The 21,693-nt window shown below is 39.3% G+C and carries 18 protein-coding genes and 1 pseudogene (1 of these 19 running past the window's edge); 16 read left to right on the forward strand and 3 right to left on the reverse strand.

Annotation, left to right across the window (positions count from 1 at the left end; translation table 11 throughout):
- From ACI3ES_RS01110 to ACI3ES_RS01130, 5 genes and pseudogenes are all read left to right on the forward strand, one after another.
- Nucleotides 1–3,487: the 3' portion of a DNA-directed RNA polymerase subunit beta gene (locus ACI3ES_RS01110; RefSeq protein ID WP_114667636.1), read on the forward strand. It extends 128 nt beyond the left edge of the window; 3,487 of the gene's 3,615 nt are visible here — the last part of the coding sequence; the start codon falls outside the window, past its left edge; the stop codon is at nt 3,485–3,487.
- Between the two features lie 19 nt (nt 3,488–3,506).
- The gene (rpoC, locus tag ACI3ES_RS01115) at nt 3,507–7,169 is read left to right on the forward strand and encodes a DNA-directed RNA polymerase subunit beta' (protein WP_142511419.1); all 3,663 of its coding nucleotides are present in this window, start codon (nt 3,507–3,509) and stop codon (nt 7,167–7,169) included.
- A gap of 219 nt (nt 7,170–7,388) precedes the next feature.
- The gene (locus ACI3ES_RS01120) at nt 7,389–7,796 is read left to right on the forward strand and encodes a Mini-ribonuclease 3 (protein ID WP_114667634.1); all 408 of its coding nucleotides are present in this window, start codon (nt 7,389–7,391) and stop codon (nt 7,794–7,796) included.
- A complete protein-coding gene (rlmB, locus tag ACI3ES_RS01125; RefSeq protein WP_114667633.1) occupies nt 7,793–8,542 on the forward strand; it encodes a 23S rRNA (guanosine(2251)-2'-O)-methyltransferase RlmB in 750 nt (249 codons plus the stop codon). Before ACI3ES_RS01120 ends, rlmB begins: the two co-directional genes overlap by 4 nt.
- A gap of 82 nt (nt 8,543–8,624) precedes the next feature.
- Nucleotides 8,625–9,173: pseudogene (locus tag ACI3ES_RS01130) on the forward strand (sigma-70 family RNA polymerase sigma factor).
- A 64-nt stretch (nt 9,174–9,237) separates the two neighbouring features.
- On the opposite strand, the gene ACI3ES_RS01135 reads toward ACI3ES_RS01130, so the two are convergent.
- Together ACI3ES_RS01135 and ACI3ES_RS01140 are read right to left on the reverse strand one after the other, a co-directional pair.
- Nucleotides 9,238–10,071: an alpha/beta hydrolase gene (locus ACI3ES_RS01135; protein ID WP_114667632.1), complete on the reverse strand. Its 834-nt coding sequence runs from the start codon at nt 10,069–10,071 to the stop codon at nt 9,238–9,240.
- Nucleotides 10,061–11,269: a PTS transporter subunit EIIC gene (locus ACI3ES_RS01140; RefSeq protein WP_114667631.1), complete on the reverse strand. Its 1,209-nt coding sequence runs from the start codon at nt 11,267–11,269 to the stop codon at nt 10,061–10,063. The genes ACI3ES_RS01135 and ACI3ES_RS01140 overlap by 11 nt, the downstream gene beginning before the upstream one ends.
- A gap of 133 nt (nt 11,270–11,402) precedes the next feature.
- Between ACI3ES_RS01140 and ACI3ES_RS01145 the strand changes: the two genes are divergently transcribed.
- From ACI3ES_RS01145 to ACI3ES_RS01180, 8 genes are all read left to right on the forward strand, one after another.
- Nucleotides 11,403–11,543 (forward strand): teichoic acid D-Ala incorporation-associated protein DltX, encoded by a 141-nt coding sequence (locus tag ACI3ES_RS01145; protein ID WP_031940993.1) that lies wholly within the window; start codon nt 11,403–11,405, stop codon nt 11,541–11,543.
- Between the two features lie 15 nt (nt 11,544–11,558).
- Nucleotides 11,559–13,088 carry a D-alanine--poly(phosphoribitol) ligase subunit DltA gene (dltA, locus tag ACI3ES_RS01150; protein WP_114667637.1) on the forward strand — a complete coding sequence of 510 codons (1,530 nt, stop codon included), beginning with the start codon at nt 11,559–11,561 and terminating at the stop codon, nt 13,086–13,088.
- On the forward strand, nt 13,081–14,295 hold the full coding sequence (gene dltB, locus ACI3ES_RS01155; protein ID WP_114667630.1) for a D-alanyl-lipoteichoic acid biosynthesis protein DltB: 1,215 nt from the start codon (nt 13,081–13,083) through the stop codon (nt 14,293–14,295). Before dltA ends, dltB begins: the two co-directional genes overlap by 8 nt.
- A 37-nt stretch (nt 14,296–14,332) precedes the next feature.
- The gene (dltC, locus tag ACI3ES_RS01160) at nt 14,333–14,569 is read left to right on the forward strand and encodes a D-alanine--poly(phosphoribitol) ligase subunit DltC (protein ID WP_004909939.1); all 237 of its coding nucleotides are present in this window, start codon (nt 14,333–14,335) and stop codon (nt 14,567–14,569) included.
- 4 nt (nt 14,570–14,573) lie between these two features.
- Nucleotides 14,574–15,860 carry a D-alanyl-lipoteichoic acid biosynthesis protein DltD gene (dltD, locus tag ACI3ES_RS01165; RefSeq protein WP_004909937.1) on the forward strand — a complete coding sequence of 429 codons (1,287 nt, stop codon included), beginning with the start codon at nt 14,574–14,576 and terminating at the stop codon, nt 15,858–15,860.
- A gap of 71 nt (nt 15,861–15,931) precedes the next feature.
- Nucleotides 15,932–16,342, forward strand: a complete 411-nt coding sequence (gene acpS, locus ACI3ES_RS01170; protein ID WP_114667629.1) for a holo-ACP synthase — start codon at nt 15,932–15,934, stop codon at nt 16,340–16,342.
- The gene (gene alr, locus ACI3ES_RS01175) at nt 16,339–17,460 is read left to right on the forward strand and encodes an alanine racemase (protein WP_114667628.1); all 1,122 of its coding nucleotides are present in this window, start codon (nt 16,339–16,341) and stop codon (nt 17,458–17,460) included. The genes acpS and alr overlap by 4 nt, the downstream gene beginning before the upstream one ends.
- Before the next feature lie 46 nt (nt 17,461–17,506).
- The gene (locus ACI3ES_RS01180; protein WP_004909928.1) at nt 17,507–17,872 is read left to right on the forward strand and encodes a type II toxin-antitoxin system PemK/MazF family toxin; all 366 of its coding nucleotides are present in this window, start codon (nt 17,507–17,509) and stop codon (nt 17,870–17,872) included.
- 11 nt (nt 17,873–17,883) lie between these two features.
- Here the strand turns inward: ACI3ES_RS01180 and ACI3ES_RS01185 are convergent, their stop codons facing one another.
- A complete protein-coding gene (locus ACI3ES_RS01185; protein ID WP_114667627.1) occupies nt 17,884–18,471 on the reverse strand; it encodes a TetR/AcrR family transcriptional regulator in 588 nt (195 codons plus the stop codon).
- 257 nt (nt 18,472–18,728) lie between these two features.
- Between ACI3ES_RS01185 and ACI3ES_RS01190 the strand changes: the two genes are divergently transcribed.
- The 3 genes from ACI3ES_RS01190 to ACI3ES_RS01200 all read left to right on the forward strand — a co-directional run bounded on the left by ACI3ES_RS01190 (nt 18,729) and on the right by ACI3ES_RS01200 (nt 21,660).
- Complete coding sequence (locus ACI3ES_RS01190) at nt 18,729–19,418, forward strand: response regulator transcription factor (protein ID WP_004909924.1); 690 nt, start codon at nt 18,729–18,731, stop codon at nt 19,416–19,418.
- A complete protein-coding gene (locus ACI3ES_RS01195) occupies nt 19,411–20,706 on the forward strand; it encodes a cell wall metabolism sensor histidine kinase WalK (protein WP_080519490.1) in 1,296 nt (431 codons plus the stop codon). Before ACI3ES_RS01190 ends, ACI3ES_RS01195 begins: the two co-directional genes overlap by 8 nt.
- A gap of 93 nt (nt 20,707–20,799) precedes the next feature.
- Nucleotides 20,800–21,660, forward strand: a complete 861-nt coding sequence (locus tag ACI3ES_RS01200) for a S1C family serine protease (RefSeq protein WP_004909918.1) — start codon at nt 20,800–20,802, stop codon at nt 21,658–21,660.
- The last annotated feature ends 33 nt before the right edge of the window (nt 21,661–21,693 follow it).

A 21,693-nucleotide genomic window follows, 5' to 3' on the forward strand; every position in this document is an offset into this window, starting at 1 on the left:
TGGTATCAAAGAAATGTTTGGAGACATCATGCCAATTGATGATTTCCAAGGAACATTGTCATTGGAATATGTTGATTACCAGTTGATGGAACCCAAATATAACATTGATGAAGCGCGTGAACATGATGCTAACTACTCAGCACCATTACACGTAACTTTGCGTTTGACTAACCACGAAACTGGTGAAATCAAGTCTCAAGATGTTTTCTTTGGTGATTTTCCATTGATGACAGAACAAGGTACGTTCATTATCAATGGTGCTGAACGTGTTATTGTTTCTCAATTGGTACGTTCACCAGGCATCTATTACAATCAAGAAACAGATAAAAACGGTCGTCCACATTACGGTACAACTGTTATTCCTAACCGTGGCGCATGGTTAGAATACGAAACTGATGCAAAAGGTATTGCAAACGTTCGTATTGATCGTACACGTAAGTTACTCATGACCGAGTTAGTTCGTGCGTTGGGATTTGGATCAGATTCTGATATTATTGATATTTTTTCAGACCAGTATGACGCTTTGAACATGACTTTGGAAAAGGATGTTCACAAAGATATGTCTGATTCACGTGTTGAGGAATCTTTGAAAGACATCTATGAACGTTTGCGTCCAGGTGAACCTAAAACAGCTGATTCATCACGTGCATTGTTGGTTGCGCGTTTCTTTGATCCAAAACGTTATGACTTAGCCTCTGTTGGACGATACAAAATCAACAAAAAGTTGTCTCTGAAGACACGTTTACTAAACCAAACATTAGCAGAAACATTGGCTGATCCTGATTCAGGTGAAATTATTGCCGAAAAAGGAACATTAGTTGACAAGTCTGTAATGTCTAAATTATCACCATTTTTGGATCGTGATGATTTCAAGACAACAACTTATACACCTTCAGGTGATGCGGTTCTTGAAGAACCTGTAACATTACAAAAAATCAAAATTGAAGCGCCTGAAAATCCTGACAAGACGCTATTATTGATTGGAAATGGTCATATTGACGAACACGACCGGACAGTTCGCCCAGCCGACATTTTGGCTGGTATGAACTACTTCTTGAATTTACAAGAAGGCGTTGGATCGGTCGATGATATTGACCATCTTGGAAACCGTCGTATTCGATCAGTTGGGGAATTGCTACAAAACCAATTCCGTATTGGTTTGACACGTATGGAACGTGTTGTTCGCGAACGCATGTCAATACAAGACGCTAACACAGTGACGCCACAACAATTAATTAATATTCGTCCTGTTGTTGCTGCTGTTAAGGAATTCTTTGGTTCTTCCCAGTTGTCACAGTTTATGGATCAAACTAACCCATTAGGTGAAATGAACCATAAGCGTCGTTTGTCAGCTCTTGGACCAGGTGGTTTGACACGTGATCGTGCCGGTGTTGAAGTGCGAGATGTTCATTACACGCACTATGGCCGAATTGACCCAATTGAAACACCTGAAGGTCCCAACATTGGTTTGATTAACTCATTGGCTACTTATGGTCGTATTAACAAGTATGGTTTTGTTGAAACACCATACCGTCGTGTTGATTGGACAACCCACAAAGTTACCGACAAAATTGACTATTTGACGGCCGATGAAGAAGATAATTATATTGTTGCACAAGCCAACTCACCACTGAATGAAGATGGTAGCTTTGTGCATAATACTGTTATGGCGCGTTTTGGTGAAGAAAACATTGAAACGCCAATTGATCGCATTGACTACATGGACGTTTCGCCTAAACAAGTTGTTTCCGTTGGAACAGCTGCGATTCCATTCTTGGAAAATGATGATTCTAACCGTGCCTTAATGGGTGCCAACATGCAACGTCAAGCCGTGCCATTGCTTGATCCACATGCACCACTTGTTGGTACAGGTATCGAATATAAGGCGGCACACGATTCCGGTGTTGCTATGATTTCACGTGCAGCAGGTGAGGTTGAATACGTTGATGGACGCCAAATTCGTGTTCGTCGTGAAGATGGACAACTTGATACGTACGAATTGATGAAGTTCCGTCGTTCAAATGGTGGTAAAAACTATAACCAAAAGCCAATTGTTCATGCTGGTGAGCACGTTGAAGCAGATGAAGTTTTGGCTGATGGTCCTTCTATGGAACAAGGTGAATTAGCCTTGGGTCAAAATCCACTGATTGCTTTCATGACTTGGCAAGGTTATAACTTCGAAGATGCTATCGTTTTGAACGAACGTTTGGTTCGTGAAGATGTTTATACATCAATTCATATTGAAGAATATGACTCAGAAGCGCGTGACACAAAACTTGGACCGGAAGAAATGACACGCGAAATTCCTAATACGGGTGAAGATCAGTTGAAGGATTTGGATGCTGATGGTATTATTCGTGTCGGCGCTGAAGTTCATGATGGTGATATTTTGGTTGGTAAAGTGACACCAAAGGGTGTGACAGAATTATCTGCTGAAGAACGCTTGCTTCATGCTATCTTCGGTGAAAAAGCACGTGAAGTGCGTGATACGTCATTACGTGTCCCTCACGGTGGCGGTGGTGTTGTTCAAAACGTACGTATTTATACACCAGAGAATGGTGATGAATTAGCACCAGGCGTTAATATGATGGTACGTGTCTATATTGCTCAGAAGCGTAAGATTCAAGTTGGTGATAAAATGGCTGGTCGTCATGGAAACAAGGGAACTGTTTCTGTGGTTGTTCCTGAGGAAGACATGCCGTACATGCCAGATGGAACACCAATTGATATTTTGCTTTCACCAATGGGTGTGCCTTCACGTATGAACATTGGACAAGTTTTGGAACTCCACTTAGGATTTGCTGCAAAACAACTTGGTATTCACGTTGCATCACCTGTCTTTGATGGTGCTAGCGATGATGAAATTGAAGCCGCATTACGTGAAGCCGGCTTGCCACAAGATGGTAAATCAGTTGTTTATGATGGCCGTACGGGTGAAGCATTTGACAAACGTGTCGGTGTTGGTGTCATGCACTATATGAAGTTAGCCCACATGGTCGACGATAAGATCCACGCGCGTTCTATTGGACCATACTCACTTGTTACGCAACAGCCTTTGGGTGGTAAAGCGCAATTTGGTGGACAGCGTTTCGGTGAAATGGAAGTTTGGGCATTGGAAGCTTATGGTGCTGCCTATACCTTGCAAGAAATCTTGACATATAAGTCGGATGATGTTGCTGGACGTGTTAAAGTTTATGAGTCAATCATCAAGGGTGAACCAATTCCACGCCCTGGTGTGCCAGAATCATTCCGTGTCTTGGTAAAAGAATTGCAAGCACTTGGTCTAGACATGCAGGTCTTAGATGGATCAGGCGATGAAGTAGAATTGCGTCAAATGGATGAAGATGATTCAATTTTGCCGGTTGATGCACTTGAAAAATTGGCTCGTACAAATCCAGATTTGTTAAATAAAGAAGACGAAGAAGTTGCAGCAGCCTTTTCTAAGGTTGAAGCACAAGATACAGCTGCATCAGACGGCAATAATTAAGAAAGGTAACAGCAAATAGATGGCAATCGATGTTAACAAGTTCGAAAGTATGCAAATCGGTTTGGCATCACCAGATAAGATTCGTTCATGGTCTTATGGTGAAGTAAAGAAGCCAGAAACGATTAATTATCGAACACTAAAGCCTGAAAAAGACGGTTTGTTCGATGAACGCATTTTCGGACCTACAAAAGATTATGAATGTGCCTGTGGTAAATACAAGCGAATCCGATATAAAGGTATCGTCTGTGACCGTTGTGGTGTTGAAGTAACATCATCAAAAGTACGTCGCGAACGTATGGGCCACATCGAATTGGCTGCACCTGTTACACATATTTGGTATTTCAAGGGTATTCCTTCACGAATGGGGCTTGTCTTAGACATGTCACCTCGTTCACTTGAAGAAATTATCTACTTTGCGTCATACGTTGTCATTGAACCTGGTGATGCACCAGTTGAGAAGAAGCAAATGGTGACGGAACGTGAATACCGTCAATTGAAAAAAGAATATGGTGCCGGTTTTAAAGCTGGTATGGGTGCGGAAGCAATTAAAGAATTGTTGGCTAATGTTGATTTAGCTGGCGAAGCCGATGAGTTGAAGCGTGAATTGCAAGAAGCTACTGGTCAAAAACGCGTGCGTGCTGTACGTCGTTTGGACATTGTTGAAGCGTTCTTACAATCTGACAATAAGCCTGAATGGATGGTAATGGACGTTGTGCCCGTTATCCCACCAGACTTGCGTCCAATGGTTCAATTGGAAGGTGGTCGTTTTGCGACTTCCGATTTGAATGATTTGTATCGTCGTGTGATTAATCGTAACAATCGTTTAAAGCGTTTGTTGGACTTAAATGCCCCGGGTATTATTGTTCAAAACGAAAAGCGTATGTTGCAAGAAGCTGTCGATGCCTTGATTGATAATGGTCGTCGTGGTCGTCCAGTGGCTGGTCCTGGTAACCGTCCATTGAAATCACTTTCACACATGCTAAAAGGTAAGCAAGGTCGTTTCCGTCAAAACTTGCTTGGTAAGCGTGTCGATTATTCTGGTCGTTCAGTTATTGATGTTGGACCTTTCTTGAAAATGAACCAAATGGGATTGCCCGTACCAATGGCAATCGAGTTGTTCCGTCCATTTATCATGAAAGAATTAACAACACGTAAGTTGGCTGGTAACGTCAAATCTGCTAAGCGTAAGATTGATAAAGCTGATGGCGATGTGATGGATGTTTTGGAAGATGTTATTAAAGAACATCCTGTTTTGTTAAACCGCGCACCTACGTTACACCGTCTTGGAATCCAAGCTTTTGAGCCAGTGTTAGTTTCAGGTAAAGCGATGCGTTTGCATCCGTTGGTTACTGAAGCCTATAATGCCGACTTTGATGGCGATCAGATGGCGATTCACGTCCCATTGTCTGATGAAGCACAAGCCGAAGCACGTTTGTTAATGCTTGCTGCTGGACACATTTTGGCGCCAAAAGATGGGAAGCCAATTGTTGCACCATCACAGGACATGGTTATTGGTAACTATTATCTAACCACTGAGGAAGCTGGTCGTGAAGGCGAAGGCATGATTTTCTCAAGTGTTGATGAAGCACGAATTGCTTTTGCAAGTAAAGTGGTTCATTATCACACTCGGGTTGGTATCCAAACTTCATCATTCCCAATTGAAAAGCCATTTTCAGATAAACAACGTTCTAAAATTATGGTGACATCTGTTGGAAAACTAATTTTTAATGAGATTTTGCCGACTGATTTTCCTTATATTAACGAACCATCTGAGGATAACTTTAAGGGCGTTGATGATCGTTTCTTTATTGATGCTGGGGAAGACATTCACGATCATTTAGCTGATACACCAATAATTGGTGCTTTCAAGAAGGGATTCTTGTCAGACATTATTGCTGAAGTCTACAAGCGCTACAAGGTGACTGAGACGTCACTATTGTTGGACCGTATGAAAGACTTGGGTTATGAAAAATCAACAGAATCTGGTTTGACAGTTGCCATGACTGATGTGACAGACTTGAAAGAAAAGCCTGCTATTCTTGAAGATGCGCATAATCAAGTTGCTACTGTAACGAAGCAATTCCGTCGAGGCTTGATTACCGATGCTGAGCGCTACCAACGAGTTACTGAAATTTGGACAAAGGCTAAAGACATCATTCAAGATAAGTTGATTGAGTCATTTGAACCAACTAATCCAATTTTCATGATGCAGGACTCAGGTGCTCGTGGTAACATTTCAAACTTCGTTCAATTAGCTGGTATGCGTGGCCTGATGGCTGGACCTGGTGGTAAAATTATTGAATTGCCAGTTACAGCCAACTTCCGAGAAGGTTTGACAGTGATGGAAATGTTTATTTCGACTCACGGTGCCCGTAAGGGAATGTCAGATACAGCCTTGAAGACAGCCAACTCAGGTTACTTGACGCGTCGACTAGTCGATGTTGCGCAAGATGTTATTGTTCGTGAATTCGATAATGATTCTGATCGTGGTGTTGCAGTTAAAGCAATTATGGATGGCACGTCAGTTGTTGAACCACTTTACGACCGTATTTTGGGACGTTATGCGATGAAGTCAGTGTTTGATCCAGAAACTGGTGAAAAGATTGTTTCTCGTAACGAAATGATTGATGAAGATGTTGCCAAAGCGATTGTCAATGCCGGTATCGAAGAAGTGACAATTCGTTCTGTCTTTACGTCAACAACAGAACACGGTGTTTCAGTACTCGACTATGGTCGTAACTTAGCATCTGGTGAAGAAGTTGAAGTTGGTGAAGCTGTGGGAACCGTTGCTGCGCAATCAATTGGTGAACCAGGTACGCAATTGACAATGCGTAACTTCCACACTGGTGGTGTTGCCGGTGGTAATGATATTACGCAAGGTTTGCCTCGTGTCCAAGAAATTGTTGAAGCACGTATTCCTAAGGGACGTGCAGAAATTTCTGAAGTGACTGGTGTTGTGACTGCAATTGAAGAAAATCCAGCAGAGCGTACGAAGGCTGTCACTATTGAAGGTGAAACAGATACGCGTACGTACACCTTACCACTCACTGCGCGCATGCGTTTTGCAGAAGGTGATGACATCCAACGTGGTGATGCTATCAACGAAGGACCAATTGATCCTAAAGAATTACTAGCTGTTACAGACACATTGACGACAGAGTCATACATGCTGACAGAAATTCAAAAAGTTTATCGTTTACAAGGTATTGAAGTTTCTGATAAGCATATTGAAGTTATGATTCGTCAAATGTTGCGTAAAGTACGTGTGATGGATCCGGGTGAAACAGACTTATTGCCAGGTACATTGATGGATATTGCTGATTTCCAGCGTGCTAATGAACCAGCATTGTTTGAAGGTCTTGTGCCAGCTACGGCTCGTCCAGTGTTGCTTGGTATTACGAAGGCTGCTCTGGAAACAAATTCCTTCTTGTCAGCTGCGTCATTCCAAGAAACAACACGTGTCTTGACTGATGCTGCTATTCGTGGCAAAAATGATCCACTAGTTGGTTTGAAAGAAAACGTTATTATTGGAAAGATTATTCCTGCCGGAACGGGTATGGCGGAATATCGTAAGATTAAGAGTAAGGTTGTTGGTGATGTTATCGCACAACCTGAACTTGAAACTGAAGATACACCCGACATTCCAAAATTAGATGATGTCGCTAAGGCATTTGAAGATTAAATTATGATATTGATAAAAGCCACTCATTTCTCTAATGAGTGGTTTTTTTGATTCAAAGGAAAAAATATACAGGTATATTTGCACGTTATGCCAAAAATGATGCCGATTATGCCAAATAGGTATGTGTTTTATGCTTTTTGAGGTAAACTAATTAATGTTCTGCAGAACAATGTTGGAAAAGTTATACACAATCTATCATAAATTGCGTATAATTAAATTATGCATAATTTAAACTACGAACAAATGAATGGATTGGCATTGGCTTATATTGGTGATGCAATTTATGAATTAGAAGTGCGACAGCATTTGTTAGCTATGGGTTTGACAAAGGTAAATGACCTCCAAAAAAGAAGTAAGCACTATGTGTCGGCAAAAGCTCACGCTGCAATTTTTCAACGAATGTCAGACGAACAAATCCTTTCCGAGGACGAGTTAGTCTACTTCAAACGTGGCCGAAACGCTAAATCACACACGAAAGCTAAAAATACTGATGTTGTCACGTATCGAATTTCGACGGGTATTGAAGCATTATTTGGCTATTTATATTTGTCTAATAGTCAAGAACGACTGCAAACGTTAATGGCTTGGATTTTTGACGAAATTGAGACTGGGAGAATAACAAAATGAAACGTGATGAAGCAGGTGAATTTATTTATGGTCATCATGCCAGTGTTGAAGCACTAAAAAGCAAACAAGAAATCAACAAGGTTTGGGTGCAGACTGGATTGCAAGATAAAATTCGCAATGAAGTGTTGCAACTTGCCAAAAAAAGGGGATTGGTCGTACAGCAAGCACCTAAGTCAAAGTTAGATGAATTAACTGATGGGGGGAACCATCAAGGTGTTGTGCTCAGTGTTGCTGCTTTTGAGTATGCTTCAGTTGATGATTTATTTGATCAAGCTAATCAAAAAAATGAGGCGCCATTCTTCTTGATTTTAGATGGCATTGAGGATCCGCATAATTTGGGATCGATTTTAAGAACCGCCGACGCTGCTGGTGTTCACGGTATTATCATTCCTAAACGTCGCGCGGTTCAATTGACCGCGACAGTGGCCAAAACATCCACGGGTGCTATTGAACACGTGCCAGTTGCTCGTGTGACTAATTTGGCAACAGTCGTCGAATCACTTAAAAAGCGTGGGGTCTGGATATTTGGCACTGACATGTCTGGTGAAGATTATCGTCATTGGGACGCCAAAGGTGCTACTGCTTTAATCATTGGTAACGAGGGGAAAGGCATATCACCGCTTTTGAAGAAAAAGGTCGATGGCATGTTGACAATTCCAATGATTGGTCATGTTCAAAGCCTGAATGCCAGTGTTGCAGCTAGTTTATTGATATATCAAGGATATAATTCACGTCATCCGTTATAATACGCATACCAAATAAACAGAATAATACGATAATAATCATCTGATATTCTGTTCATGTATGCTGACATACGGGAGCATGATATTGACGAAAGATAGGTTGTTAGCCACAGTGATTGCAGCGCAAAAAGGACATGATTGTGCGTACAATGTGCTAATAAAACATTTAAGACCTGCTATTTTTAGCGTTCATAAGCGAAAAATAAGTGGGCATATTAAAAAAGACGATTGGTATTCTGAGTGATTAGAAATATTAATGCGTTGCGTGAAAAAATACGAAGTAAGCTGCCCACGCGCAAAATTTTCGACTTACTTTATTACCGCGCTTTCAAATCGCGCCATTGATTTGTTACGACATCATAACACCGAAAAAGCACAGTTTTGTCAACAAATGATTTGGGTCGATGATGATGAAAAACCCATAGATATTGCTACAAATACGTATAACCCAGAAGTTATTGTTGGTTTACGAGAGTCTATTAGCCAATTAAGTTTAGCAAAATCAACTTCATTCAAACGTGCAGTCTTACAAATGATAGGCGCTTTGAAATATGATATTGATAAGCATGATAAACGATGCTTTGAGCAAATGCAATATCGTCTCAAAAAGATGATAGAAGCTGGTGTAAAATAACGAAAAAATCCTTGTATAGGTTGCTTAATCAACCTATACAAGGATTTTTTTGATATCATAATTTTTAAGGTGTTGGGCGACCAGTAGTGTCTGTGTTAGCTAACAAATACTCTTGAATTAGTGAAGCGACCTCAGTATTTTCTGGTAAGCTGGAATGCTGGGCATCACTACCAGAAACAGTGATTTGAGTATAAGCTTTAACATGTTTTTGAAAGATATATTTCCCAGCGATGACACTTTGCACCGGAACAATACCATCATCCGTGTAGTCTTCTGTTCCGGCGATTGAATAAACCGACAATCCTTTGGGGAGTTTTTTACTTTTGTTAATGTAGTCAGTCAACATTACCGTTCGACGAGCGAGTGTCACTTCAGAAAAATTATAAGGCGTGCCTAACGTCATGAGCGTTGTCATGTTAAAACTGTCAGAGCTATAATAGTTTTCCAAAAATCCAGTCCAAATCAAGCCACCGTTTGAATGACCAATTGCTTGAAAGTTCCTAAAATGATAACGTTCTTGCAAATCTGCCATCGCCGTATTTAACCAGCGATATTGTTTTTTGATGTTATCATAGCCATCTTGATTGTTTTGAAAACCGATGACGATAAATGGCTGTTCATCATTAGCTCTAATATGGCCTGAATAAACTAATTTCCCATCGGTGTTGACTTGCACCTTTAAAATACTGTGTGTTGATTTAGGAGTATTTAATTTATTCAGTAAATTATCAAAACGATTAATTGTGGCACTAGATCCGGGAATAAAAATAATTGGTGCCATTCGTGAGTTTTGAATTTTAGCTTGATTATTATTCGTATGGGTTACCCAATCGTGTCCAAAAAAACCAATGATAACCATGAGTACAAGACTCGATATGATAATTAGTTTATTTCTCATAGCTGACCTCGGACGTTTCTATGGCAATGAATGGTCTGTAAATGATTACGGACAGTGCAAAAATGATAGTGGTGATAAGCAAGGACCAGCTGTCGTTGCTACCCAAGAAACCAATAAGTGAACTTGGCGTCGTGTTTGGCGTTGAAAGTCTCGCTGGCTTAATGAGATGTGTCACAATGGCTGTATAACCTATCAATGTGCCAAGTAAACTTGTCATAATCATTGGAACCAGCAGTAGTGGCCTTAAAAATATCGGTAAACCAAAGTATAGGAGTTGATTACTGTTAAATAAGCTAGGAAGAAGCGACAACATACCCAAGTGCTGCCGCTTTTTACGGACGGAAAATAACAGAATAAAGCTAATCGCTAATGTACTGCCAACACCACCAAATAACGAAAATGCTGTATAAACACTATAAAGGTTAGTTGGATAAGGCAGTGTAGCATTTGTGTTTGTTAAGATTGTATCCAAATTTTTAATGACAGCATTAATGGTACTAGGATTATTAATTAATTCATGCGGTAACCCAATTCCTAGCCACCATAGTAGTGGTGCTACAATACTAACGATCACAAGACCAATAAAGGTTGTAAAAAAATTATTAGACAACAATGTACTCAACGCGGACCGAACAACGCTACGTTGAATAGCAAAATGTAATGATACATCAATTAACAAAACAAAGCCTGCCCAAATTAAAAACCTGATAGCGAAAGGTTGCGGATTATCACGACTGATGAATTTTTGATAAAAATAGAAACTTTCACAACTGATGAAAGATAGCAATATGACTAACAAATATTGCGAAGTATCATAGGTTGGGGTTTGACCTTTACCTAAAAATAAAAAATAAGTGCCTAAAAAATTAGTGAGAGTGGGTAAAACAGTATTTGTCACTTTACGAATTGACAAATACTGTTTAGTAAAGGTAGCTGCGAGAATCATGAGAACAAATACTTCTAATAGTGACAGCATTTCTTGTAGTTGGAAAGTAGCAGGTATTCTTAATCGCCAATTAAATAATGTTACGAATAACGCATTTGGCGACAAGATGAGTTGCGAGATAAGCTGTGCGTAGACACAAATGGCTAGTAGAGGAAGTGTCTGTTGCATGGCCAGCAGAGCGGCACTAACCATCCTATTTTTGAGGACGAATCTATCTAATTTGGCAGTGATATTGATTATTTTTTTACTCATGTCGCTCCAGTATTGAAACACAATATTAACATTTTGAAACATATGTGTTATAATTAATTCCATTATGTCGTTGTGGCTGTATTTTTTTGTTACTTCGATTATACATTAATCCATTCAGATGGGGGTATTTTGAATGATAAAACAGTTTTTTCAGCGTCCAATAGTTAATTTCATTGGTCGTACGCTCTTTTATTTCATAATCATTCTGGTATTATTATACCTTTATGGTTATTCAGGTGTTGGTGAGGGACACTTTATCTATAACGAGTTTTAAATGGGGGAATTTAACATGATTAATAACGTTATTAATCAAATTGATGCAATTGCGCAAAAGACTGGTGACTTGATTGCGTATGATGAATTAGGACGCACACATACATATGCTCAACTGAAGTCAGCGTCAGATAGTCTAGCTGCTTATATTGATAGTCTTAATCTACCAACTGGGGCACCAATTATGGTTTATGGTGGACAACAATTTGAGATGCTTGCTAGCTTTTTGGGCAGTGTCAAATCAGGACATGCTTATATTCCAGTTGACAAGAGTTCTGCGGATGAGCGTCTAACCGATATATTAGAGATTGGAAAACCAGCACTTGTGATTGCAGTCGATATGTTACCGATTACGATTACGTCAGTACCAGTTATTGATCCAAAAGAATTGAGCCACATTTTTGACGAAGAAACACCGTATCAAATAACACATTCAGTTGCGGCTGACGAAAATTTCTATATCATCTTTACATCAGGTACAACGGGAAAACCCAAAGGTGTTCAGATTTCACATCGTAACTTAATTAGTTTTGCAGATTGGATGTTGGGTGATGACTTCCATTGGCCAGAAAACAGCCAAGTTTTGTCACAGCCACCTTATTCATTTGACTTATCGGTTATGGATTGGGCGCCGGCACTGTTGTCTAGCAGCACACTAAAAGCGCTGTCAAAAGAAACGGCAGATGATTTCAAAACATTATTTGCAACATTGCCAACATTGGATCTCAACATTTGGGTTTCGACGCCGTCGTTTGCTGATGTCGCTTTGTTGGATCCTAATTTTACACAAGAAAATTTACCACAGTTGACGCATTTTCTTTTCTGTGGTGAAGTGCTGACGAGTACAACTGCTCAAAAGTTACTATCACGTTTTCCAAATGCAACAGTATATAACACCTATGGTCCAACAGAAGCGACGGTAGCGGTTTCTGGTTTGCCAATTACTGAGGCGGTTATTGCTGCAAATGATAAGATGCCAATTGGCTACGTTAAGGCTGATACAACAATTAAAATTCAAGACCACGATGGGCAAGACGTCCCAGTCGGTGAAACTGGTGAAATTGTGATTTGTGGGCCATCTGTTTCAAAGGGATATCTTAATAATCCTGAAAAAACAGCACAAGCTTTCACACAAATTGATGGTCAGCAGGCTTATAAAACCGGCGATTTGGCAACGATGGATGCCTCAGGATTATTGCATTATCGTGGTCGCAGTGACTTTCAAATAAAGTTGCACGGCTTCAGAATTGAACTAGAAGAAGTTGCACAACAGTTGCAACAAAGTCACTTTGTTGCGCAAGCGGCTGCAGTGCCGCGCTATGATGCCGAGGGAAAAGTGAAACAATTGTTGGCTGTCATTGTTGCCGTTGACAACTCATTTGAAAAGCCCATGCAATTAACTACTGCCATTAAAGACGAATTGAAAGAAATCATGATGCCTTACATGGTACCTAGTCGTTTTATCTATCGAGAGGCGATGCCGCTAACACCTAACGGTAAAATTGATTTAAAGGGATTGATTGCCGAGGTGAATGGGGATGCTTAATTTACAACCTTATGCTGATCCAAAGTATTTTATTATTTTGTTACTAGCATTACTACCTTTAGCCATCGGCTTGTACTTTGGTAAGCGTTTTGCTTGGTATGAAGTACTAGTTTCAGTTGTATTTATCTTTTTGATGTTTGATGGTCATAAATATCATGAAGGTTTTGCTTTAATTGGTTATATGATCTGGCAATGGTTATTGGTCTGGGCTTACACGATATATCGTAAAAAAGCCAACAATAGCTGGGTATTTTATGGCACAACAGTCTTGGCGATTGTACCACTGGCACTCGTAAAAATTGCTCCTGCTGCACATTGGACACATGTTACGACGTTGCTAGGGTTTATGGGAATCTCATATCTAACATTCCGATCGGTTGCTATGATTATGGAAACGCGTGATGGGACTATTAAGGAATTTAATCCTTGGCTATTCCTACGTTTCATGCTTTTCATGCCAACAATCTCATCTGGACCAATCGACCGATATCGTCGCTTTGTGAAAGATATTAATAGTGTACCTGCGCGAGAAAAATACTTAGACATGCTTAGCAAAGCAGTTCACTTTTTCTTCCTAGGATTTTTGTACAAGTTTGTTTTATCCTACATTTTTGGTACGTTGCTATTACCACAATTTAAACATATGGCCATATTATCAGCTCATGCAAATGGTGGATGGTCTTGGTGGTTAATTGGTGTTATGTATGCGTATGGATTGGATTTGTTCTTCGACTTTGCTGGTTACTCACTGTTTGCAGTTGCAACTGGCTATGTCATGGGCATTGAAGTACCGATGAACTTTAATTTGCCATTCTTGTCAAAAAACTTGAAAGAATTTTGGAATCGTTGGCATATGACATTGTCATTTTGGTTCCGTGATTTTGTCTTCATGAGACTAGTCTTCATGATGATGAAGAACAAATGGTTTAAGAGCAGAGTGACGACTTCCAATGTTGCTTATATTGCCAATATGTTGATAATGGGGTTTTGGCACGGACTAACTTGGTATTACATCGCCTATGGTTTATTCCATGGGGTAGGCCTAGTAGTCAACGATGCATGGCTGCGTTACAAAAAAAAGCACCATGTGCCGCATAATAAGTTTACAGAAGCGTTTGCCATTGTTTTGACGTTCCACGTCGTGATGTTGAGTTTCTTACTCTTTAGTGGTTTCTTGGACACTTTGTGGTTCCATCAACACCATTAATCTTGAGTAACATAAAATAATTTACAGGAGAAATAACATGGATGTAAAAGCAGAAGTTGTAGAAATTTTAAACACTATTATTGGTGAAGATATTTCAGATCAAATGGATGATGATTTTTTTGAAAGCGGGTTGTTAGACTCAATGGCAACTGTTGAATTGTTACTTGATTTGGAAACTAAGTTTGATATTCAAGCGCCAGTTTCAGAATTTGATCGTAATGATTGGAACACGCCTAATAAGGTGATTGCTAAAGTAGAATCTTTGATGGGTTAATACGATGAATAAAAAGCGGGGGCTGTGGTGGATTTTTGGTCCGGTAATTTTGGCATTTGTCATGGTTACTGTGCTGTTATTAGTACCATTTTCATTAAGTCAAATCTCAAATAAAGATATTCAAGAGGCATCAGTTTCGTTCTCGAAAAATGTGTTTAAGGGTGAAACTGTCAAAATGCATGCATTTAATGATCCAAATACACATTATGTGCCATTCTTTGGGTCAAGTGAATTATTGCGCCTAGATACCATGCATCCCAGCATGTTAGCAGAGAAATATGACCGGAATTATCGACCATTTTTACTTGGGCAAGCAGGAACAGAGTCATTAACGCATTATTTGGGGATGCAGGAAATGACACCGGCATTGCATAAAAAGCAGGCGGTCTTTGTGATCTCCCAGCAATGGTTCACTAAGCGCAATACAAAATGGGCATTTCCGGAATTTTACTCACCTTTACAAACGGTCAATTGGTTGCGTAATATTACTAAAATAACACCCACTGATCGGTTTATTGCGCGGCGATTATTGCAACAAAAGCAAGTGAGCGATAGTGATTTTTATGCCCACCTGATCACTAAAATTAAGAATAATCAACCACTTTCAGAAACTGATCAGAATATGTTGATAATTCGCAATCGTATGTTAGTTCGTGAAGATCAATTGTTCTCTAATATAACGTTGACCAATAACTGGAACAAAAAAGTTAAGCCATCGTTAAAAAGATTGCCAAATGCTGATAATCAAAGCCTTTTGATTAAACAGGCGGATAAGCTTGCTAAAAAGCAAACAGATAATAATCCATTTGGTATTAAAAATAGTTTCTTTAAACAGCGTGTTAAGCCAAGATTGAAGCGTTTAGCGCAATCTCAGACAAATTTTGATTACCGTCAGTCAGAAGAATATGGTGATTTTCAAGCAGTTTTGCAAGAGTTCGCTAAAGAACACACAGATGTCTTGTTCATTATTCAGCCTGTGAATCAAAAATGGTCAAAATATACTGGATTAAATACTAAAATGTACTATCAGAGTGTTAACAAAGTTAAAAAGCAATTAAAGTCGCAAGGCTTTAACCACATTGCTGACTTTTCACACGATGGTGGAAAAAAATATTTCATGCAGGATACCATTCATATGGGCTGGCGTGGTTGGCTTGCAACCGATCAGGCACTCAAACCTTTCTTTGACAAAGGCTATCAAGCACCTAAATACAAGATAAACAATAATTATTTATCGAAAAAATGGCAAAATCTGATGCCAACGACTAATAACTTGGCTAATTTTAAATAAAACAGGAACGCAAAAGGTTAAGCGAGACAAATTAATGTTGTCATTGCTTGACCTTTTGCTACAATAGAGACATGATAATAGGAATTGGAAACGATACGGAATCAATTAGTCGCGTGAGACAAATTGTGGACCGACAATCAAACTTCATGCTGTCGATATTGACGCCAGCAGAGCAAGAAGCGGCTAAACAGCGAAATGGCAAACATTTTGCTGAATTTATTGCAGGCAGGTTTTCGGCTAAAGAGGCTTTTTCAAAAGCAACTGGTTATGGTATTGGTGAAAAAGTCCATTGGCAAGACATTGAAATCCTAAATGAGATTAATGGACGGCCAGTTATGATTGTTAAAAATTTTCCCTACCATACTTATGTTGCAATAACGCATAGTGGTGATCAAGTTAACACAATCGTTATTATTGAGCGCTTGACAATTTGGGAAAAAATAAGTGCAAAATTATTGCCAAAAAGAGGTGTTCTATCATGACAAATGATGAAATTTTAAATTTGAGGCCCACATGGCTTGAGATTGATTTGAAGGCCATACAAGAAAATGCGAAAAAAGTGATGAATCACGCGGGGGCAAAACGTTTAATAGCGGTGGTAAAAGCTAATGCATACGGGCATGGTGTGCACGCTGTTGCACAAGCACTATTAGATATTGGTGTAACAGACTTCGCCGTTGCAACAGTGGGGGAAGGTGTTACCTTACGTGAACAATTTCCACAAGAAAATGTAACCATCACATTACTAGGCGTTCAAGATGTTAAGCAGACACCAATAATGGTGGCATATCAACTAGCGCCTGCTGTCGGGACGATTGCTTGGTTAGAAGAAGCTATGACGCAAATTAAGCAAGGTCAACAGTTACCTGTTCAACTAGCAGTTGATACTGGTATGGGGAGAATGGGTGCACATTCTGCATCGTCAGTTAAATCGCTCTATGATATGATTCAATCTTCTGAACAGCTCGTTTTGTCAGGGGTATTCACGCATTTTGCAACCGCAGACGACAATAATGTGGCTTACTACAAAAAGCAAGTGAAAAACTTTTATCACTGGGTAGAGGCTGCTAATATTCCCGAGACCTATTGGCACTTGGCTAATTCGGGTTCAGCAATTTGGCATCACAATGAAATTGATACCAATACAATTCGCGTTGGATCAGTGTTATACGGATACAATCCCGGAACACCTGAATTGACAATGCCTTTTAAGTTGTCACCTGTGCTCTCGCTAAAATCAAAAATCGGTTCGGTGCACTGCTTAGAAACTGGCGAATCTGTAAGCTATGGCGCAACATATACAGCAGAAAAACCACAATGGGTGGCTACGCTACCAATTGGTTATGCCGATGGCTATTTACGCCGCATGTCAGGAATGAAAGTATTAGTTGACGGGCATATTGAACATGTGATTGGACGTGTCACAATGGATCAAATTGTGATAACATTAGATAAAATGTATCCTGTCGGTACAGTAGTTACATTGATTGGACAAGATGGTGATCAGCAAATTACGGTAGAAGATGTTGCAAATTATGCAAATTCTATTCCACATGAGATTTTAACAACGTTAGGGTTAAGATTGCCTAGACAATACTAATAAAACAAAGCGCCAAATGGCGTGTACATATTAAAGCGAGAATATTATGACAATAGAGCAACAAACAGTAATGCGAGGCGATGTTTTTTACGCCGATCTCAAACAGGGACTTGGATCTGAACAATCGGGTGTTCGACCGGTTTTGATTATTCAAAATGATGTTGGTAATGCAAATTCACCAACAACAATTATAGCGGCGATTACATCACAGATTACTAAGCCAAAGTTACCGACGCATGTTTTACTCCCTGCACATTTGGGTGGAATGAAAAAAGATTCAGTCATACTAGCGGAACAAGTTAGGACAATTGACAAACGACGACTACGAGACAAAATCGCTCATATTCAGGCTAACTCTAAGGAAATGCAACAGGTTGCCCACGCTCTGAGAATTAGTGTTGGATTGAAATAAAAAAACCGATTTTATCGGTTTTGAGGTTGATTTAAATCTGATATCGACGTTTTGAATAAAATATCAGCGCGGTGTAAAAGCTGCGGTACTGGTAAAAGAACGTCTGCTGTTAGCCAGTCGACCATTAGTTTAATTAACATTTGGCTTAGAATGTTGGCAACAAATTTTTGTTCGGTAGTGTGGCAATTTTTAAATGGTAGCCAATCACGACGGAGACGTGCAAGGAAATCATCAAATAATTCAAAATCTAGGCCACCCGCGTTTTGATAGGCAGCAGTGATTGCTTCACGATAACGAATTAAGACGTTGAGCACAATTTTTGTTTGTTTATGATTAGTGACGTCAAGTGTATGACCAACCGGATCACAAGTTTGCTGAGTTAAATCATACAAAATTTCAGATAAAATCTTATCTTCTAGCCGGACAAGGAGAACTTGCGTAGGCGTATCAAAGTATTTGTAAAATGTTTTACGATTGATGTTGGCACGTCTAGAAATTTCGGCAACTGTGATTTTTGATAATGGGACTTCGCGAAGTATGTCAATAACAGTTTCAAGAATTTTGTCTTGAGTTGCTTCACGACTTGCATTTTTCGACATTGTATTCTATCTCCTGAGACACCATTAATCATATTATATGAGTTATTTTTTCATTTAAAATGGACACATTATCAGATTGTGTCCAGCTTTTAAAACGATAAATACCTTATTTTTGGTGTATATTCACTTATATAGGAGTTTGAACACAACGGAAAATATTGGAATTATGGTAAAATGACATATTATGTCATTTAACTTCCTTTTAACTTTGAATTCGTACAATGGTGACATAAAACAGGTACAATGGAGATATGAAAATGTCTAAAGCAATCAAAATATTATTAATTGAAGATGATGTCAATTTGGCTGATAATGTTGTCGGTTTTTTGCAGGATTTTGCTGATGTTCACGCGGTTACAGATGGATTGGATGGTGAATTCGAGGCACAAGAAGTGCCGTACGATCTTATTATTTCTGATTTAATGTTACCTGGTGAAAATGGTCTTGAGGTCATTAAAAACCTAAGGCACCACAACATTGAAACACCAGTTCTTATTTTGACAGCCAAAAGTTCGTTGGATGATAAGATAGAAGGGTTTAACGTTGGTGCTGACGATTATTTGACCAAGCCTTTCCACCGTGAGGAATTACTAGTCAGAGTGAAAGCTTTGTTGCGTCGATCAGGTGTTTACTCTGAAGATAATACAATTACAGTTGGTGACGTGCTAATTAATTTGGAAAATCGGGGTGTTCAGGTTCATGGGCAACAAGTTAAATTGGTTGGTAAAGAATTTGATATACTAACTTATTTAGCCCAAAATAAAAACATCATCGTGACGCGTGATCAAATATTTGATCGCGTTTGGGGTATTGACTCTGATACCACAATCAATGTTGTTAATATTTATTTGAATAATTTACGTCGTAAACTAGAGGCAGTTGGTCAAAATGACTTAATTAAAACGCTGCGAAATATTGGATTTATTTTAGAGGTAAGCGATGCCTAGTATTATTAACAAAAAGCAGCAAGTCCGCGGATTTATTTGGCTCCTCGCCAGCTTTTTTGTTATCTTTTCAATTTTGGCCGGTGTTATTTTTCTATCGTATACACGAACGGTTTTTCAAAGTGCTGATAATGCAATTAACCAGAGTATCAATATGTACGACGGTCAAGGTTTGTTATCTACATCTGAAAATGATGTTAAAAAATCACAACCTATTGAAAATTCCAATACACGAGCTAATATATGGCTGTTTGATAAAAAGGGTAAGTTGATTATTGATGATACAACCACTGACCCGCAGCAAATGGTTTTGCCGAAATTTCTGCAAAAAACTGTTAAATTTAAATCATCACTGATGGTGGATAAAGCTGAGACGCGTAAAATCGCTGGTAACTATTATCGTGTGGTTGGTGTTAAGTTCAAAAAAAATGCGGTGAAAATTTATGGTACAACCGCCGCTAATGGTTTAATCATGGTAAATGTGACGGATACGATGATTAATTTGGCTCACTTCAAAAAAGTTCTGTTTTGGTCCTTTGGATTGTTTGGCTTACTAGCAGTGTTGGTTTCCTATATTATTTCACGTTTCAATATGCGACCGATATTGAAATCTTGGCAGCAACAACAAGATTTTGTCAATAATGCGGCACATGAGTTGCGGACACCAATGGCGGTCATACAAGGTAAGCTGGAAAACATGCTGATGAAGCCTGAGGCAACTGTGCGAGATCAATCAAATGCCATTATTTTGTCACTGTCAGAAGTTCGTCGATTGACATCATTAACCAATAATATGTTAACATTGGCAAAATCAGGTTCAAATATGACGAAAATTGAGAAAAAGCCAACGAATGTGTCGGAATTTCTCAGCAATATCATTGCACCCTACGAAGAAATGGCGCAGTTTGATGGTAAAACGGTCACTTTGGATGTTGATGTCGGTCAAGATGTTTTGATTGATCAAAAACGAATTCATCAATTGTTGGTATTGCTGCTTGATAACGCATTAAAGTATTCGGATGAAGGGGCAACGGTTGCTGTCACGGCCGGTATCGAAAAGAAAAAATTCATATTAAGTGTTGCTGATACAGGTCGTGGCATCAGTGATGAAGCCAAGAAGCATGTTTTCGATCGCTTTTATCGTGAAGATAAAACTGGTAATCGTGAAACAGGTGGCACTGGTTTAGGCTTATCCATTGCCGAATGGGTTGTGCAGGCTCATGGTGGTAAAATAACAGTGTTGGATAATATCCCACAAGGTACTATTTTTAGGATTGCTTTACCACTTTAATCTATAATTTATGTTGATTAAATATGATAAACGTAACAAATATGTTCACTGACAATTTTTTGAGCGACAGGGAACCAAAATGGAGGAAAAAATATGAAAAAATATTCTCTTTTTGTCGTTGCAATCGTTTCAGCATTAGTCGCCAGTTTGACGGTATATTCAGGTATGCAATCAAACTCATGGTTTCAACAAACAACTAAACAGTCAAAAACTTCGAATTCAGCCGGAACTACAACGGTGGCGACTACCGCTTACACAAGTAGTGATACGGCAACGACAGCTTACAATAAGGTGAAAAATGCTGTTGTTACGGTGCAAAACTTGCAAAAAGCAGCAACGCTGAGTGATGGGTGGTCATCATTCTTTAATCAAGAAGAACAAAGCAGTAGTTCAGAGCTTGAAACAGCTTCTGAAGGATCTGGTGTTGTTTATAAGATTGCTGATGGGTATGCTTACATTATTACAAACAATCACGTTGTCGCTGATTCGGATAAATTGCAGTTAATTACGGCTAGTGGGAAAAAAGTTGAGGCAACTATTGTCGGCACTGATACAACAAAAGATTTAGCGTTGTTAAAGGCCAAAGCGACTGACATCAAAGTATCCGCATCATTTGGTAATTCTAAATCACTACTAGCAGGGCAACAAGTATTAGCGATTGGGTCACCTTTAGGATCGGATTATGCTACTTCATTAACTAGTGGCATCGTCTCAGCACCACGTCGAGAACTGACAGCAGAAGAAACAGGTTCATCTGCTACGACGGCAATTCAAACTGATACGGCTATTAACCCTGGTAACTCTGGGGGACCGTTAATTAATCTGAAAGGACAGGTTATCGGCATTACTTCCTCAAAAATTGTTTCATCGACTGATGGTACAAGTGTTGAAGGAATGGGATTTGCTATTCCTGCTGATATTGTTCAGTCCTTTATTACTAAAACAGAAAAGTAAAAACCACTGTCAAACTTAATTGAACCTGATAAC

Source organism: Leuconostoc falkenbergense (assembly GCF_045801155.1).
Classification (GTDB): domain Bacteria; phylum Bacillota; class Bacilli; order Lactobacillales; family Lactobacillaceae; genus Leuconostoc; species Leuconostoc falkenbergense.